Below are 16,625 nucleotides of genomic sequence, written 5' to 3'. Positions count from 1 at the left end.
CCTGTTAGGTTTTGGCAAAGGAGAGTTTAACAAGCACCGAATCAATGATAATTAATGTGCTAAGTGACGAGCAAACTCTCTGTATGAATGACTGTAAATGTCGTGAAGCGCCGAAGCTATTCCGGCGCAAGTTCATTGAGTCTGAAACTTCCAGACCAGAGACGTTTAGTTGCAACCTTGTCCTCTGGTTGCGCAGTAATAACAGTCACGCTGTATTCCTCGCCTCGACTAAACTGGTATTTCACAGGAATACACTGTCCCGCCTGTATGGTATATGAAGGGTTATCGAAATTGTCTTGTTTCCATACTTCCTGCATTTGTCCCTTCGAATCACGGGCTGACAATGACAACGTAAGTAATTTCGCATGACCGCTTTTAACAGTGGGGTCATTATTGACTGAGATACAGGGTTGATTGTCTTTAAGGGTTATGTCAGCGACCCGGTAGGCGGTATGTTCCATGCTACAGGCAGCGAGAAAGAGTGGGGTGAGCAAAAGAAATTTCATCTTCATTTACATAAGCTCCAATAGAGTAGCACCGGCGTTGTGTCCGAAATCGTTTTCAGCACCGGGCTGTGCCGTGTTCGGTATAAACAATACCTTCACGCTCCTACTCTGGCCGCTTGATTTCAGGCGGCAAAGGAAAGGGCTCTCCTCCATGCATGGGTACCCCTTTGCTCAGATCGATATCCCAGTCCGCGAGGAAATAGGGTAATTTTCCTTGCCTTACCTCACCGAGTAGCTTTGTCAGCCAACCTGCATAGGCCCAGTCATCCCCTTTGCCTGCACGAGCCAGTTCCGGGAACTGGCATAAAAACTGCTGCGCCATCTCCAGTGCCGAGAGTGACTTAACACTCTGCCATTCAAAGGGTTGCCAGCCAGCACCGCTTGTGTAACGTTCACTCTCATGCTCATTCGAGTGTTCGGGGGGCATGACTGCAGAAGGGACGCTGTAATCTGGCACCCATTCCAGCCGCCAATGACAACCCGATGGTGCTATAGAAGGAAATATGCGGATTTTTTGGTAACCCAGCACATGCAACTCATGCGTCATTTCCATCATGCGGATACAGGGCAGAATACTTTTATCAATGCTCGGCTGCCAACCGCTTTGCTTATCGACCTCATTGCGCCAGTTTTGCATGTGCTGAACCAGGTAAAGTATTTCATTCAATACATCAAGCCGGCGTATCCATGCCTGAGGAATGTCGTTTAGACCATGTTTAGCTCCCCAAAGCTGCCCTGCAATCGATGCCGTTGAATCGCTATCTCCGTCGTGATTGGCTGCGCGTATCAGCGTATCACGGAAACTACGGGCTGAAAGAAAGGCATACAGACCAATCGCCAGCGCTTCGTCACCCACCCAGCCTTGTCCCAGTTGCCGGATGGCTTCAAGTGGATTGAAACGCATTTCACGGGCAAGTTTTTGGGCTAACAGATAAGGCTCGGTATTGGCTGCTTTTCCATAGATGTGCCCCCATTCACTGCCGTCACTATAGCCATTACGCACGGCGAGGAATTGCTCTTCCCCTTTGATTAAGCGAGCAACAATTCTGGGCAAAACACCCGAAGAAGCCCAGCCATCAACGTGCCCATGCGTTAATGCCGCCGCACGGGCAGCAAGATCAAATAGATCTATATCCTGTAAGAAGCCAATGGGGGCGGTACGCATCACACCACCACAGCCCTTTGAGTCATTTATCGGTTTTTCGATACTGCCTGTCCCGCCCGCTTTTAGCGCTGACAGGCATGTATTACCGGGAGCACGTCTTGTCCGCATGTTTGCTCGTGAAGCCAGCCAACCAAAATGCGATCCTGATTTGCTTTGCTGGGTATCGTACCAGTCGAGATAAGCACGACGTATCTCTTCCAGCGCACGGGATAAGTTAATAACACCATGCTCATTGGTAGCGCGCAAAATACCTTCAAGGGTAAACAGGGTCATTTGGGTATCATCACTAACCACCAATTTACCCTGTTGCAGGATGGGCCTGGTCAGTCCTTCACTGCCAAACGTCTGGTGAATTTTCTCAAGTGAATCAAATTCAACGGTATAGCCAAAAGCATCACCGACAGCCCCACCCAGCAAGCAACCTAAAACGCGATCTAACCAGACATCGTTAAGTGGTAGTGGTAGTGCAGTGAGATATTGCTTCTGAACAGTTGATCCCAGACTACCCGGTCTGGCCTGATTAACCGCAGCGATAGACTTTTCAGCCGACATGCCGAGTTCGATCAATAATCTTCCTGAAATGAGTCCGGTGCGCCCGAGCCCACTACGGCAATGCACAAGAATGCGTTTTCCTTCACGAAGAAGCGTACGTAAGCGTAGGCCAGCATAAACCCAGCGCCGTTCAAACGTTTCGTCCGGCATTGTCCCGTCAGTAATAGGCAACTGAAACCAATCCATGTCTCTGGCTTCAACTTCAGTACCAAGGGCTCCGACGTGTAAACTGGTAAGTTCCTCATCCGTCATCAGGCTCACTACGGCAGAGGCTCCCCAGGATTTTATAAAATCCAGGTCAAGCGCGAGGTCTCGCTGAAACTGTCCTGACAAAGCATTTTGCTGATGTTTTCCCGGACAAATTGTCATGCCAATATGCCCTTGACCATCAGAGACTTCCACTGAGGCAATGATTAGGGGGCAGTTAAGACTGGTTAGGGACATAAGAGCTCCATGGGTAGCGATAAGGCCATCAGGGTATGTAACACTTTATCGGGCAAACATCATTTTAAGGGATAACTGGAAATGAAACTTGCAAAATTGTTAATGTCCCATGCCCTTGAGGGAATCATTACCTTTCTGGCTGTGATTTTTGCTATAGGCTCTTTTTCTGGTTCGAAAGTATGTGGATGAAGTTAGCTGGATGCCTTGAGGCATTCATTGTCAGTTACGTACTTTCATACGGCGCAGCAAAATTAAGAGGTAAGTGAACATGTCTGGTATTATTTATCCGTAAATAATTGATCCTCACCATCAGAAGTAGCATGGAAGACAATGAAGAAAAGTGGTAGGATAAAAATATATGTTTTAGTAGTGATTATTTCTTTTCTAACCATTCCAGAAGTGGTTATTCGTGTACTGACGCCAGAGCAGTTTGCGCGGCTGAGTGACTTTACAAGCCTTGGAGGGCTCTTCAGTCATCTTCTCTCGCTGCTCATTTTTCTTGGTTTAACCTCCATTTTTTTCGGGATACTTATCATTTTCTTAACGAAAAAAATTTACCGGTACTTAACCCGATCACGCAGCTAATCAAGGCCAATCATTGAGCATTGGGAGCGAACGAAGCGTGCGAGAAGACAGGCACAATAAAGGTAGTTACATTTAAAAGTCATGCTGCCTTGAGGCTTTGGTTAGGGAGGCTGACTGCACTATCATGCATTTTCAGTTCATGTCGTAAAGGGGGAGTGATGATAGATATCACAAGTGGTACCAGACATCTTAAATTAATGCCCTATGAAAGACTGACTGAGTCCGAGGAGCTAGCCTATAGCCGTATTATGGTATGGGTTGAATTCTCAATTCCTGCCTTAAAAACTGAGTTTGCAGCAGAATTTTTTGTCGGGCAGTTGCAGCAGTCCAGGAATGATATGTATGGTTTCCATCAGGCCATAAAAAATGGGATGAAATTTAAGGATATTAATTTAACCTCGGCATTCGATGAGGTAGCCCTTAATTTTCACCAGGCACATTTTGCCGGTACTGTTGGCGTCAGGATGGTTCTGAAGCCTGAGAACCATGCTGACAGTATTACGCTTGAGGATTCCTTCAATATTGATGAGAGCTATTTTCCTGGTCTGCTCTCAGGTCTGGGCGACATCATTTCATGGCAGAATTAATTATGATCAGTTGGCCTTCATGAATCTCTCTTAATGCCCTTGTTACAGCTATCGCCATATTTCTGTCTGTTTCTGATTTCCACTTAAGACACTTTTGTGCCATTTCGAGATGCCTTGTTGTAACATTGTTGGCTAATGATTGAGCATGGTCGCTCACATGAGCAAGGTTAAAGATGAAAAAAAGTCGAAAAATACTCATTTATGTTACAGTGGCAATTATTTCATTCCTAATAATTCCTGAGATTATATTAAGGAAGGTTCCCAATGATACTCTTGCCAGGCTTAGCGATTTTACGAGCCTTGGCGGTTTGTTCAGTCCTTTCCTCTCGGCGATGCTTTTTTTTGCGGTTTCATCGATATTATTCGGGATTCTGACCGTGTATGTAGTGGGTAAAATTTATCGTGCTATAACGCGTGAGAAGCACCAATAAACGCGCTTCTAAAATACGAGCTCCCCTTTAGTTACTGATCGTTTTGCATGCGTTACGTAATTTTCGTGATGCTGTGCGGGGCTAGTGCTGGCAATGATCTGGTGACCCAGATGCAACTGTATTCATGGGTAGGTGTGATTATTACTGCATACGACTTGATTATGATCACTCGGAACAGCATATGGCGTTTCAATCTTATCGTAAAACCGGAGCATCGGGTATGAATGGCGATAAAGAGGCAGAAATTTTGCAGTTCGTTAGAGATGAACTTTCGGCAAACAGGCTTGGGATTGATGACTCCCTTACATCCGGAGATTCGATGACTGTTTTCGAAGATGTTTTTGCAATGATGGAGCGCTTTTCTGAACGTTATGGAGTGGATTGCAGCAGTATTGACTGGCTGAAGTATTACCCTCCGGTCGGTATTCCTTTCCTACCTAATTTTCTTTTGCCGGCAAAGCTGAAAACAGATCGCACCCCACCAGATCCGCTGACCGTAAGAATGCTTATTGAGTCAGAGAGAGCTGGACGATGGCTTTACGATTAGCTGTTGGGAGTATCCCAAAAAAGAAAAAGGGCTGGAGATTTCTCTCCAGCCCGTGCTGTATCTGGTGGCCCCTGCTGGGTTTGAACCAGCGACCAAGCGATTATGAGTCGCCTGCTCTAACCACTGAGCTAAGGGGCCGTGGCGAGGGATTATAATGTAACTGGTGACTGCAATCCAGTCATTCGGGTGTGCATGGTGCTTTTATAAACAACCTATAATCAACCCGTTATACCTACATTTTAGTCAACTTACCTGGAGCAATGATGATAAACGATATTCTCGCGCCGGGCCTGCGGGTGGTGTTTTGCGGCATCAATCCAGGCAAATCGTCGGCACATACAGGGTACCACTTCGCGCACCCCGGTAATCGCTTCTGGAAAGTGATCCACCAGGCGGGCTTCACGGAGCAGCAGCTGAAGCCGGAAGAGGAGCAGCGGCTGCTGGATACGCGCTGCGGCATCACCATGCTGGTAGAGCGCCCAACGGTGCAGGCCAGCGAAGTGGCGTTGCACGAGCTGCGCACGGGCGGACGGGACCTGATCAAGAAAATTGAGGACTACCAGCCGGACGCGCTGGCGATCCTCGGCAAGCAGGCCTTTGAGCAGGCGTTTAGCCAGCGCGGCGTGGCATGGGGAAAACAGCAGATTACCATCGGGGCTACCGAGGTATGGGTCCTGCCGAACCCCAGCGGGTTAAACCGCGCAACGCTGGATAAGCTGGTGGAGGCTTACCGGGAGTTAGACCAGGCATTAATAGCAAGGGGATTGTAGGCCGGGTAAGCGCAGCGCCACCCGGCAGAACGGCATTACGCCTGATGGCGCTACGCTTATCAGGCCTACATGTGCCAAATGCCAATAATGTGCATGCTATTCCGCGGTCAATAAAAAAGCCCTCCGAGGAGGGCTTTTTTTTCGCGGTAGCGATTAATCGTCGAGGAAGCTACGCAGCACTTCAGAGCGGCTCGGGTGGCGCAGCTTACGCAGCGCTTTCGCTTCGATCTGACGGATACGTTCACGGGTAACGTCGAACTGCTTACCTACCTCTTCCAGAGTGTGGTCAGTGTTCATATCGATACCAAAACGCATACGCAGCACTTTCGCTTCACGGGCAGTCAGGCCAGCCAGCACGTCGTGCGTTGCGGCACGCAGGCTCTCGGTAGTGGCAGAGTCCAGCGGCAGCTCGAGGGTGGTATCCTCGATGAAATCACCCAGATGCGAATCTTCATCATCACCAATCGGCGTCTCCATAGAGATCGGCTCTTTAGCGATTTTCAGCACCTTGCGGATCTTATCTTCCGGCATCAGCATGCGCTCGGCCAGCTCTTCCGGCGTCGGCTCGCGGCCCATCTCCTGCAGCATCTGACGGGAGATACGGTTGAGCTTGTTGATGGTCTCAATCATATGCACCGGGATACGGATGGTACGCGCCTGGTCCGCGATAGATCGGGTGATCGCCTGACGGATCCACCAGGTAGCATAGGTCGAGAACTTATAACCACGACGGTATTCAAACTTATCAACCGCTTTCATCAGGCCGATGTTGCCTTCCTGAATCAGGTCGAGGAACTGCAGGCCGCGGTTGGTGTACTTCTTAGCAATAGAGATAACCAGACGCAGGTTCGCTTCCACCATCTCTTTCTTCGCACGACGGGCTTTCGCTTCGCCGATCGACATGCGACGGTTGATGTCTTTAACCTGCTCGATGGTCAGGCCGGTCTCTTCTTCAATCTGCTGCAGCTTCTGCAGGCCACGATGCACGTCTTCAGCCACGTCCTGCAGCTTCTCAGACCACGGCTTGTTCATTGCCAGCGCAGCATTGAACCAGGTCTCGCTGGTTTCATTACCGGTGAAGAGAGTGATGAAGTTCTTCTTCGGCATTTTGCACTGCTCAACGCACATCTTCATGATGATGCGTTCCTGGGTACGTACGCGGTCCATCATGACGCGCATGCTGTTTACCAGGTAGTCAAACTGCTTCGGCACCAGACGGAACTGCTTGAACACATCAGAAAGCTTGAGGATCTCTTCCTGAGCGGCGGCATGGCTGCGGCCTTTCGCTTTGATGGTGTCGCGGGTAACTTCGTACTGGGCACGCAGTTCGCCAAACTTCTCGCGAGCCAGCTCTGGATCGATGCTGTTGTCATCGTCGCTGCTGTCGTCGCTCTCTTCGTCTTCATCTTCATCTTCGTCGTCATCCAGCTCTTCCTGAGAGAGCTCGGAGCCAACGTGCGTCGCGGTTGGGGCCAGATCCTCTTCGGCGTTCGGATCGACAAAGCCGGTGATCAGGTCAGAGAGGCGTGCTTCTTCCGCTTCGACGCGATCGTACTGCTCCAGCAGGTAGGTGATCGCTTCTGGATATTCGGCAACGGAGCACTGAACCTGGTTAATACCATCTTCAATGCGTTTTGCGATGTCGATTTCGCCTTCACGGGTCAGCAGTTCAACCGTACCCATTTCGCGCATGTACATACGAACCGGGTCAGTGGTGCGCCCGATTTCAGATTCAACACTCGACAGAACCTGAGCCGCTGCTTCTTCCGCATCTTCATCCGTGTTATTTGAGTTTTCAGCGAGCAGCAGATCGTCGGCATCAGGTGCTTCTTCCATCACCTGAATGCCCATGTCGTTGATCATTTGGATGATGTCTTCGATCTGGTCGGAGTCGACGATATCTTCCGGCAGATGGTCATTGACCTCGGCATAGGTCAAATAGCCTTGCTCCTTACCACGTTGGACAAGAAGTTTCAGCTGTGACTGCGGGTTTTGCTCCATAAGACGGTATCCACACTTAATTCGTTTATTTGGTGTCGGCGTTGCTGCTGCCAACCTTTAAAGCGAGGGCGTGCTTATATTTTTGCCGCTGCCCTCATGGCGGCTGTCGGGATCTACCCGAACGATATTCGGCACTTAAGCCGTTAAATTCACTTCCGGGCACGTGCCTCGTTAATCACACGCACCTCTTCGCGCTCTGCTGGCGTTAACCCGTGGGTCCGCGAGCGGGCGATCAATTCAGAGAGCCGTAGCTCAAGCACCGTGTCGAACATATGGTTCAACGCATCGGTAAAGGTCTTTTCTGCGATGTCCTTATCTGCTATATCGTCCCACATGGACAGCTTTTCAAGGGTGACGGCCTCATTTGTGCCGCGATACTGCTCTAAAAGCTGTCCGGTGGTCAGGCCTGGCTGTGACAGACAAGTGCTGACCAACTGGACGAATAAGCTCAGTCCAGGCAGCCTGGCTGGATCCAGACCGTCCAACGGTGGGACCAGCGGGGCCAGCTCAGGATTTTGCACCAGCAATCCTATCAGTATACGCATGGTAGTACGTTTTAGCTGCGGTGCCGGGCGCGGCTGGCCATTTTCGGACTGTTTAGGCATTAAACGTTCAAGCTGGTTATCGTCAAGAATGCCTAATTTGTTACCCAGCTCCTGTCGCAGGTAGATGCGCAGCGTCTCGCCCGGGACCTGGCTTATCAGCGGCAGCGCCAGGGTACTCAACTGCGCGCGGCCATCCGGGGTACTCAAGTCCACCTGCGGCATCAGGCTGTTAAACAGAAACGTGGAGAGCGGCTGAGCCTGCTCCATCCGCGCTTCAAATGCCGCCTTGCCCTCTTTACGCACCAGCGTATCCGGATCTTCACCGTCGGGCAGGAACATAAAGCGTAGCTGACGTCCGTCCGTCATGTACGGCAATGCCGTTTCTAATGCGCGCCATGCGGCTTCGCGGCCTGCACGGTCGCCGTCGTAGCAGCAGATCACGCTGTTGGTGACGCGGAACAGCAGCTGAATATGCTCGGCGGTGGTAGATGTACCCAGCGAGGCGACGGCATAGTTAATGTCGTACTGCGCCAGCGCGACCACGTCCATATAGCCTTCAACCACCAGCAGGCGCGGCGGCTCAGCGTTATCCTGCTGCGCTTCATAAAGGCCATACAGCTGGCGACCCTTATGGAAAATATCGGTTTCCGGGGAGTTAAGGTATTTCGGCATGGCATCGCCCATGACACGACCACCAAAACCAATCACCCGGCCACGTTTGTCGCGGATAGGGAACATCACGCGTTCGCGGAATCGATCGTAGGTACGCCCGCGATCGTTAGTGACTAACATGCCCGCGTCGGTTAGCGACTGGCGATTCTCACCGTTGCCGCCGAAGCGTTTTAAAACGTTGTCCCAGCCGGGTGGAGCATAGCCAATGGCGAAGCGTGAAATCACCTCGCTGCTTAAGCCGCGCTGGGCCAGATACTGGCGCGCAGGTTCAGCCGCTGGCTGGTTCAGAGATTGCTGATAAAACGCGCTTAGCCCGTCCATCAGCTGGTAAAGCGTCTGCCGCTGGTGGCGCTCAATCTGGCTTGGACCATTGCCCGCTTCATACGGCACGTCGAGGTTGTGCATCGCCGCCAGCTCTTCAACCGTCTCGACGAACTCGAGCTTGTCGTAGTTCATCAGGAAGTCGATAGCGTTGCCGTGGGCGCCGCAGCCGAAGCAGTGGTAAAACTGTTTCTCACCGTTTACGGTGAAAGAGGGGGTTTTTTCGTTATGGAACGGACAGCACGCATGATAATTCTTGCCCTGCTTTTTTAGCTTCACTCGCGCATCGATAAGATCGATGATGTCGGTGCGTGCCAGCAGGTCATTAATAAAAACGCGTGGGATTCGTCCAGCCATAGGCCCCGTCTACCTTTAGCGTGATGCGTTAAGGTATGTCAGATTATAAACGAAAATAAGCCGCGCATTCCTTTCGGAAGCACGGCCTTACAACTACAACTCTGCCTGTAAACTGAGGGTCAACACCCTCAGCTAATTAGTACAGACGAGTACGGCGTGCGTTTTCGCGAGCCAGTTTCTTCGCGTGACGTTTCACAGCAGAAGCTTTGGCGCGTTTACGTTCGGTAGTCGGTTTTTCATAGAACTCACGACGACGAACTTCCGCCAGAACACCTGCTTTCTCACAGGAACGCTTGAAGCGACGCAGAGCTACGTCGAACGGCTCGTTTTCACGTACTTTAATTACCGGCATGTGCCTCTCACCTTTGATTAATTCGGTTTGCCGCTGGCATCAACGCCAGCTTATTTCAAAATGGTGCGGAATTTTACTGCAAATGCTGCTGCTTTGTAAAGCACCGCAGCCCTTTTTACAAGGGCGCTCTCATAAGGAGGGGGAGTATACACGACCTCTGTGCCTGGGTTGAACAATAGTTTTACAACCACCGTCCGGGACCCTACACTGCGCGGTATTGCAAAGAGGTAAAGAATAGCCATGCGTGTACTGGGAATTGAAACATCCTGCGATGAAACCGGCATCGCCATCTACGACGATGAAAACGGGCTTTTAGCCAACCAATTGTATAGTCAGGTGAAACTGCACGCTGACTACGGCGGCGTGGTGCCGGAGCTGGCCTCCCGCGATCACGTGCGCAAAACCGTGCCGCTGATCCAGGCTGCGCTGAAAGAGGCGAATCTGGCCGCCAGCGATATTGACGCCGTCGCCTACACCGCAGGCCCTGGCCTGGTCGGTGCGCTGCTGGTGGGGGCCACGGTAGGGCGCTCGCTGGCGTTCGCCTGGAACGTGCCGGCCATTGCGGTTCACCACATGGAGGGCCACCTGCTGGCACCCATGCTGGAAGAGAACCCGCCCGAGTTTCCGTTTGTGGCACTGCTGGTCTCCGGCGGCCACACCCAGCTGATCGGCGTGACCGGCATCGGTCAGTACGCACTGCTGGGCGAATCCATTGACGATGCCGCGGGTGAAGCCTTTGATAAGACGGCGAAGCTGCTGGGGCTGGACTATCCCGGCGGGCCAATGCTGTCGAAGATGGCCGCCGACGGCACAGAAGGGCGCTTTGTCTTCCCGCGCCCGATGACCGATCGTCCAGGGCTGGACTTTAGCTTCTCTGGCCTCAAGACCTTTGCCGCCAACACCATTCGTAACAACGGCAGTGACGATCAGACCCGAGCGGATATCGCCCGCGCCTTTGAGGATGCGGTGGTGGATACGCTGATGATCAAGTGCAAGCGCGCGCTGGATCAGACCGGCTTTACGCGCCTCGTGATGGCGGGCGGCGTCAGCGCTAACCGCACGCTGCGGGCGAAGCTGGCAGAGATGATGCAGAAGCGTCGGGGTGAAGTGTTCTATGCGCGTCCGGAGTTCTGTACCGATAACGGGGCGATGATCGCCTATGCGGGTATGGTGCGCCTGAAAGCGGGTAGCCTGGCGGATCTCAGCGTGACCGTGCGTCCGCGCTGGCCGCTGGCGGAGCTGCCTGCGGCATAATTGCCTGTTAGCCCGGCGGACTACTGCCGGGCCTACTCTTCCTCTTTCACTTCCCTGTCTTTCTCGCGCTTTTTCTTCAGCTTGGTCCAGATTTTGGTTTCCTGATGTCGCCACAGGCGCTGGATATTGTCGTGATGACGGAGCAGGATCAGGCAGGAGAGCATCGAGACCGGGAAGGTAAACTGCGGCTTGAACCACCAGACGTAGAACGGGGCGATCAGCGCACTGATAATCGCCCCCAGCGACGAGTAGCCGCTCAGCAGAATGGTTAGCAGCCAGGTCCCGGCCATTACTCCGGTAAGATCCCAGCCAATCGGCGCAATCGCGCCAAACGCGGTGGCAACGCCTTTGCCGCCTTTAAAACCAAAGAATACCGGCCAGATGTGGCCCAGGCAGGCGGCGATAGCAATCAGCCCCAGCCAGAACGGCGTGATGCCCAGCGCGTAAGCTCCCCACACCGGCAGCATGCCTTTCAGCACGTCAAAAATCAGTACCGCTACGGCTGCACCCTTGCCGCCAATTCGCAGGACATTGGTCGCTCCGGGATTGCCGGAGCCACTCTCGCGAGGATCGGGCAGACCCGCGATGCGGCAGACCAGAATGGCGCTGGAGATTGAGCCGCAAAGGTACGCGAGGAGGATCATTCCAGGCGCGATTGCACTCATAACGCTGTTCCGTTTTGAAAATGTCGTTTTATTCTCAGCATCCGTGGATAATACGCATAATTTTTTGAAAGTGGTATCCAGGTTAGCCAAAAAGCGGGCGGTGCGTGATGGACATTGTATTTATAGAGCAACTTTCGGTAATCACCACGATCGGTGTTTACGACTGGGAGCAGACTATCGAGCAGAAGCTGGTGTTCGATATCGAAATGGCGTGGGACAACCGGGCGGCGGCGAAAAGCGATGACGTTAACGACTGTCTGAGCTATGCCGACATTGCCGATGCGGTGGTAGGGCACGTGGAAGGCCAGCGTTTTGCGCTGGTGGAGCGGGTAGCGGAAGAGGTGGCGGATCTGCTGCTGAGCCGGTTCAACTCGCCCTGGCTGCGGATCAAGGTCAGCAAGCCGGGAGCAGTGGCTCGGGCGACTAACGTCGGGGTTATTATTGAGCGTGGCAGTAGTCTGAAAGAAAACTTTTAAATTTATAATTATTAAACCAAACGGCACTATATGGGTCTTACCTGCGTGCCTTTTCACGGCTTGCGGATGTAGAAGCCGTTTTTTTATGTCTTTTAGGGGTTTAAGTGATGAGTGATATGCACACCCTCCTGGTGGCGGCCATTCTGGGCGTTGTCGAAGGGTTAACTGAGTTTTTACCGGTCTCCAGTACTGGCCACATGATCATCGTCGGCCACCTGCTGGGGTTCGAAGGCGATACGGCCAAAACCTTTGAGGTGGTGATCCAGCTGGGCTCGATCCTGGCGGTGGTGGTGATGTTCTGGCGTCGCCTGTTTGGCCTGATCGGCATCCACTTTGGCCATCCGCCGCACGAGGGCGAAGGCAAAGGGCGCTTGACGCTGATCCATATCCTGCTGGGGATGATCCCGGCGGTGGTGCTGGGGCTGGTTTTCCATGACATGATCAAGAGCCTGTTCAACCCCATCAACGTCATGTACGCCCTGGTGGTTGGGGGCTTACTGCTGATTGCCGCCGAGTGCCTGAAGCCGAAGATCCCGCGCGCACCGGGTCTGGATGATATGACCTATCGTCAGGCCTTTATGATTGGCTGCTTCCAGTGTCTGGCGCTGTGGCCGGGCTTCTCCCGCTCCGGCGCGACCATCTCCGGGGGCATGTTAATGGGCGTTAGCCGCTATGCCGCATCAGAGTTCTCGTTCCTGTTGGCCGTGCCAATGATGATGGGCGCAACCGCGCTGGATCTCTATAAGAGCTACCACTTCCTGACCACTGCCGATATCCCGATGTTTGCCGTTGGCTTTATCACCGCCTTCATCGTGGCGCTGGTGGCGATCAAAACCTTCCTGCAGTTGATTAAGCGGATCTCGTTTATTCCATTCGCTATCTACCGCTTTATTGTGGCGGCCGCGGTCTACGTCGTCTTCTTCTAAGCGTTCAGGCGGCTGCCCTCACGCCTGTGGCTGAGGGCAGCGTGCCGCTTTCCATTTCGCTACCGCATCAATTCGCCGCTGGGTCAGCTCCTCGCGGATTTCAGCCCCCTTAAACCCTGCTGCTACCACCTCTTTGGTCGATACCGCCTTCGCCACCTCCCATGCTTCGCGCAGCAGTCGTCCCTGCGGATAGTCTTTGGCCTCAAAATGAGTGCGGCCGCGTACGTCGGCTTCGCTGGTCAGGGCAATCTGCTCCACGCGCTGGGGCTTACGCCAGGCGTCGATAGCATCGAACAGCTTCACAATGGTCTGCGGTTTCAGGATCGGGAAGGTGTGGATCAGATCGTGGTACTCCGCCACCAGCTTGGCCAGATCGCGCAGCTCGTTAGGCACGCGCAGGCGTTCGCACAGGTTGGCGACCAGCTTGACGCCTGCCAGGCCATGCCCGTGGTGGCGCGGCCACAGCGCCGGTGGGGTCAGGCCCTTGCCGAGATCGTGGCACAGCGTGGCGAAGCGTACGTCGATATCCGGGCTGAGCATCGCTGCCATCGAGACCGTCATCAGCACGTGGATGCCGGTATCGATCTCCGGGTGCCACTTTGCCGGGGCAGGGATGCCAAACAGAACATCGAGCTCAGGGAACAGCACCTTTAGCGCGCCGCACTCGCGCAGCGTCATAAAGTAGACCTGCGGATTACGGCTGGCGAGGGCGTTTTCCGTCTCTTTCCAGACACGCTCCGGCGTCAGGTGTTCCAGTTCGCCGGCGGCGGTCATCTCGCGCATTAGCGCCATGGTTTCGTCGGCAATACGGAAGCTGAGATGGGCATAGCGGGCGGCAAAGCGTGCTACGCGCAGCACGCGCAGGGGATCTTCCCCAAAGGCGGGAGAGACATGGCGCAGGGTGCGGCTCTTGAGATCCGCCAGGCCATTATAGGGATCGATGATTTTGCCGTCCGCGTCCTGAGCCAGGGCGTTAACGGTGAGGTCGCGGCGAAGCAGATCCTGCTCCAGGGTGACGTCGGGCGCGGCATAGCAGGAGAAGCCGGTATAGCCAAAGCCGGATTTCCGTTCGGTACGCGCCAGGGCGTACTCCTCCCGGCTTTTTGGGTGGAGGAACACCGGGAAATCGCGGCCAACCTGCTGGTAGCCCGCGTCCAGCATCTCCTGTGGGGTCGCACCCACAACCACCCAGTCTTTATCTTTAACCGGTAGCCCTAACAACGCATCCCGAACAGCACCACCGACCAGATAACTCTTCACTACGCCACTCTCCTAACATACTTTTAACTGATGATACGTTAAGTGTAGAGAAAATGGCTAATCTGGTTCAGCTCATCCAGCGGTCTTTACGCTTGCGGCTAGGGATGATGTGCGGCAGTACCAGACCCAGGAACAGCCCTGCGCCGAGCACGCCGCCGCCGTACATAAACCACTGCATAATGATGGTGCGCTGCTTGTCGTCCAGCTGCAGGTTCGCGGCACTCACCTTCTTCTGTGCGACGATCAGCTGATTTTTAAGCTGCTGGTTCTCTTCTTTCAGGCCGTTGATCACGCTGTCGCTCTGGGCGACCTTCTGCTGCATATCGGCGGTGCGCTGGTTCCAGGTATTGTCGATATTGGTCAGCTTATCGGTCAGGGTCTTAACCTGGTTCTCCAGATCCGGCACGCGGGTGCGCAGGCTTGGCTCGCTGCTCAGCTCCTTCAACGGGATCCAGGCGGTACGACCGCTGCTGTCACGCACCTGACCGTAGTTTGAGTCCCCGTTGGTTTGCAGCAGTGCAACCTCTTCACCCGCGTTAACCGTACCCACGAGGCGATAGTGATCCCCCGGGCCGCTACGAACCCAGGTATTCAGTTCATCCGAAACGTAACGCTTTTCTTCGGCATGGGCCACGGCAGAAACGCATACAAGTAAAAACAGTCCAGTCAGGCGTAATTTAGGCATCAGCAGTCATTTGTTGTCATAAAAAAAGTGGAACGATAGTAGTGGCATCAGTCTGACGACGCAAAGGATTCGGTATCAATCAGAATCATCTGGGTCGCAAACGATCCGCACCGTGGAAATTTGGCGCAAAATACTATCTACTGACAAACATCAAGGGCGTAAGTTCGCCGAAAATTTCACTGATGTGACATAACCATAAGTACAAGGCCATGACTCAAGAGATCGAACTGAAATTTATCGTTGACCCATCCCGCGTGGATGCCCTGCGCAGCCATCTGCATACCCTGACGGATGAGCACGTTGCACCTGCGACCCTGCTCAATATCTACTACGAGACGGCGGATAGCTGGCTGCGTAGCCATGACATGGGCCTGCGCATTCGTGGCGCACAGGATCGCTATGAGATGACGATCAAAACCGCCGGCCGCACCGTGGGCGGGCTGCATCAGCGTCCAGAGTACAACGTTGCCATTGATAAGCCGGAGCTGGATCTCAGCCGCTTCCCGGCCGAGGCCTGGCCGGAGGGAGCCCTGCCAGCGGATCTTGCCGAGCGCGTCAGCCCGCTGTTCAGCACCCACTTCGATCGTGAGAAGTGGCTGATTAACGTTGGCGACAGCCGAATTGAAATTGCGCTGGATCTCGGAGAAGTGAAGGCGGGCGAGCTGGCGGAACCGATCTGCGAGCTGGAGCTGGAGCTGCTGAGCGGCGCGGCGGAGGACGTATTAAAGCTGGCGCGCCAGCTGGTGACCCAGACCGGCCTGCGCCAGGGCAGCCTGAGCAAGGCTGCTCGCGGCTACCATCTGGCGAAAGGCAATCCGCCGCGTCCGCTGCGGGCCACGGAGATCCTGACCGTTGCGCCGAAGGCGAGCGTCGAGCAGGGGCTGGAGGCCGCGCTGGAGCTGGCGCTCTCCCAGTGGCAGTACCATGAAGAGCTATGGGTGCGCGGCGATAAAAAAGCGCAGGCGGAGACCCTGGCGGCTATCGCCCTGGTGCGCCACACCCTGATGCTGTTTGGCGGCATTGTGCCGCGAAAAGCGAGCGCTCGCTTACGCGATCTGCTGATCCAATCCGAGGCGACCCTGACCACCGCCGTCTCCGCCGTGACGGCGGTGTACAGCCCGGAGATCGCCGCGGCGAAGCTGGCCCTGACCGAGTGGCTGGTGACGCGCGCCTGGCGGACGTTCCTTGATGACAAGGCACAGGCCAAAATCAACGACTCGTTTAAGCGTTTTGCAGACATCAACCTGTCCCGGCACGCCGCCGAGCTGAAACGTAACTTTGCCCAGCCGCTAATGGATAAGTACCAGGATCAGCTCCCGCGCCTGGCGCGCGACATCGATAGTATGCTGCTGCTGGCGGGCTACTACGACGGCGTCCGCGCCAGAGCATGGCTGGAGAACTGGCAGGGCTTGCAGCACGCCATCAAAACCCGCCAGCGCATTGAAATTGAACACTTCCGTAACGAAGCCATTGTGCAAGAGCCGTTCTGGCTGCACAGCGGAAAACGCTAACTCAGGCAAAGGA

Annotated in this window: 15 protein-coding genes and 1 tRNA gene; 7 read left to right on the top strand and 9 right to left on the bottom strand. The window is 54.0% G+C overall.

Annotated features, from left to right (window positions below):
* Positions 1-116: 116 nt before the first annotated feature.
* Positions 117-512 (bottom strand): putative T6SS immunity periplasmic lipoprotein, encoded by a 396-nt coding sequence (locus tag WFN61_RS16035; protein WP_337038931.1) that lies wholly within the window; start codon positions 510-512, stop codon positions 117-119.
* A 97-nt stretch (positions 513-609) separates the two neighbouring features.
* Positions 610-2,667 (bottom strand): ADP-ribosylglycohydrolase family protein, encoded by a 2,058-nt coding sequence (locus WFN61_RS16030; protein WP_337038930.1) that lies wholly within the window; start codon positions 2,665-2,667, stop codon positions 610-612.
* 743 nt (positions 2,668-3,410) lie between these two features.
* Here WFN61_RS16030 and WFN61_RS16025 point away from each other — a divergent pair.
* Together WFN61_RS16025 and WFN61_RS16020 are read left to right on the top strand one after the other, a co-directional pair.
* The gene (locus WFN61_RS16025) at positions 3,411-3,839 is read left to right on the top strand and encodes a hypothetical protein (protein ID WP_312632687.1); all 429 of its coding nucleotides are present in this window, start codon (positions 3,411-3,413) and stop codon (positions 3,837-3,839) included.
* A gap of 612 nt (positions 3,840-4,451) precedes the next feature.
* Positions 4,452-4,817, top strand: coding sequence for a DUF1493 family protein (locus tag WFN61_RS16020; RefSeq protein WP_337038929.1), 366 nt, complete (start codon positions 4,452-4,454; stop codon positions 4,815-4,817).
* Positions 4,818-4,879: 62 nt separating this feature from the next.
* Here the strand turns inward: WFN61_RS16020 and WFN61_RS16015 are convergent.
* A tRNA-Ile gene (locus tag WFN61_RS16015) sits at positions 4,880-4,955 on the bottom strand.
* 125 nt (positions 4,956-5,080) lie between these two features.
* Between WFN61_RS16015 and mug the strand changes: the two genes are divergently transcribed.
* The gene (mug, locus tag WFN61_RS16010; RefSeq protein ID WP_144817709.1) at positions 5,081-5,587 is read left to right on the top strand and encodes a G/U mismatch-specific DNA glycosylase; all 507 of its coding nucleotides are present in this window, start codon (positions 5,081-5,083) and stop codon (positions 5,585-5,587) included.
* 153 nt (positions 5,588-5,740) lie between these two features.
* Here mug and rpoD read toward each other — a convergent pair whose 3' ends face one another.
* From rpoD to rpsU, 3 genes are all read right to left on the bottom strand, one after another.
* Positions 5,741-7,588 carry an RNA polymerase sigma factor RpoD gene (rpoD, locus tag WFN61_RS16005; RefSeq protein WP_144817565.1) on the bottom strand — a complete coding sequence of 616 codons (1,848 nt, stop codon included), beginning with the start codon at positions 7,586-7,588 and terminating at the stop codon, positions 5,741-5,743.
* A 149-nt stretch (positions 7,589-7,737) separates the two neighbouring features.
* The gene (gene dnaG / locus WFN61_RS16000) at positions 7,738-9,483 is read right to left on the bottom strand and encodes a DNA primase (RefSeq protein ID WP_257758982.1); all 1,746 of its coding nucleotides are present in this window, start codon (positions 9,481-9,483) and stop codon (positions 7,738-7,740) included.
* A 136-nt stretch (positions 9,484-9,619) separates the two neighbouring features.
* Positions 9,620-9,835, bottom strand: coding sequence for a 30S ribosomal protein S21 (gene rpsU, locus WFN61_RS15995; protein ID WP_001144069.1), 216 nt, complete (start codon positions 9,833-9,835; stop codon positions 9,620-9,622).
* Between the two features lie 240 nt (positions 9,836-10,075).
* Between rpsU and tsaD the strand changes: the two genes are divergently transcribed.
* Positions 10,076-11,089 (top strand): tRNA (adenosine(37)-N6)-threonylcarbamoyltransferase complex transferase subunit TsaD, encoded by a 1,014-nt coding sequence (gene tsaD / locus WFN61_RS15990; protein WP_144817567.1) that lies wholly within the window; start codon positions 10,076-10,078, stop codon positions 11,087-11,089.
* 32 nt (positions 11,090-11,121) lie between these two features.
* Here tsaD and plsY read toward each other — a convergent pair whose 3' ends face one another.
* Positions 11,122-11,754 carry a glycerol-3-phosphate 1-O-acyltransferase PlsY gene (plsY, locus tag WFN61_RS15985; protein WP_144817568.1) on the bottom strand — a complete coding sequence of 211 codons (633 nt, stop codon included), beginning with the start codon at positions 11,752-11,754 and terminating at the stop codon, positions 11,122-11,124.
* A 107-nt stretch (positions 11,755-11,861) separates the two neighbouring features.
* Between plsY and folB the strand changes: the two genes are divergently transcribed.
* A complete protein-coding gene (gene folB / locus WFN61_RS15980; RefSeq protein WP_257758983.1) occupies positions 11,862-12,230 on the top strand; it encodes a bifunctional dihydroneopterin aldolase/7,8-dihydroneopterin epimerase in 369 nt (122 codons plus the stop codon).
* Between the two features lie 107 nt (positions 12,231-12,337).
* A complete protein-coding gene (gene bacA, locus WFN61_RS15975; RefSeq protein WP_144817570.1) occupies positions 12,338-13,156 on the top strand; it encodes an undecaprenyl-diphosphate phosphatase in 819 nt (272 codons plus the stop codon).
* Between the two features lie 18 nt (positions 13,157-13,174).
* Here bacA and WFN61_RS15970 read toward each other — a convergent pair whose 3' ends face one another.
* The gene (locus WFN61_RS15970; protein ID WP_238082956.1) at positions 13,175-14,416 is read right to left on the bottom strand and encodes a multifunctional CCA addition/repair protein; all 1,242 of its coding nucleotides are present in this window, start codon (positions 14,414-14,416) and stop codon (positions 13,175-13,177) included.
* Between the two features lie 67 nt (positions 14,417-14,483).
* Complete coding sequence (locus WFN61_RS15965) at positions 14,484-15,101, bottom strand: TIGR04211 family SH3 domain-containing protein (protein WP_042390297.1); 618 nt, start codon at positions 15,099-15,101, stop codon at positions 14,484-14,486.
* A gap of 209 nt (positions 15,102-15,310) precedes the next feature.
* On the opposite strand from WFN61_RS15965, the gene WFN61_RS15960 reads away from it, so the two are divergent.
* Entirely contained in the window at positions 15,311-16,612 is a 1,302-nt protein-coding gene (locus tag WFN61_RS15960; RefSeq protein WP_312177686.1) for a CYTH domain-containing protein, read from the top strand.
* Positions 16,613-16,625 lie beyond the last annotated feature (13 nt).

Source organism: Pseudescherichia sp. AS216 (assembly GCF_037152055.1).
GTDB lineage: Bacteria > Pseudomonadota > Gammaproteobacteria > Enterobacterales > Enterobacteriaceae > Pseudescherichia.
The sequence above is the reverse complement of the archived record's forward strand: the minus strand, read 5'-3'. Positions and strand labels throughout refer to the sequence as shown.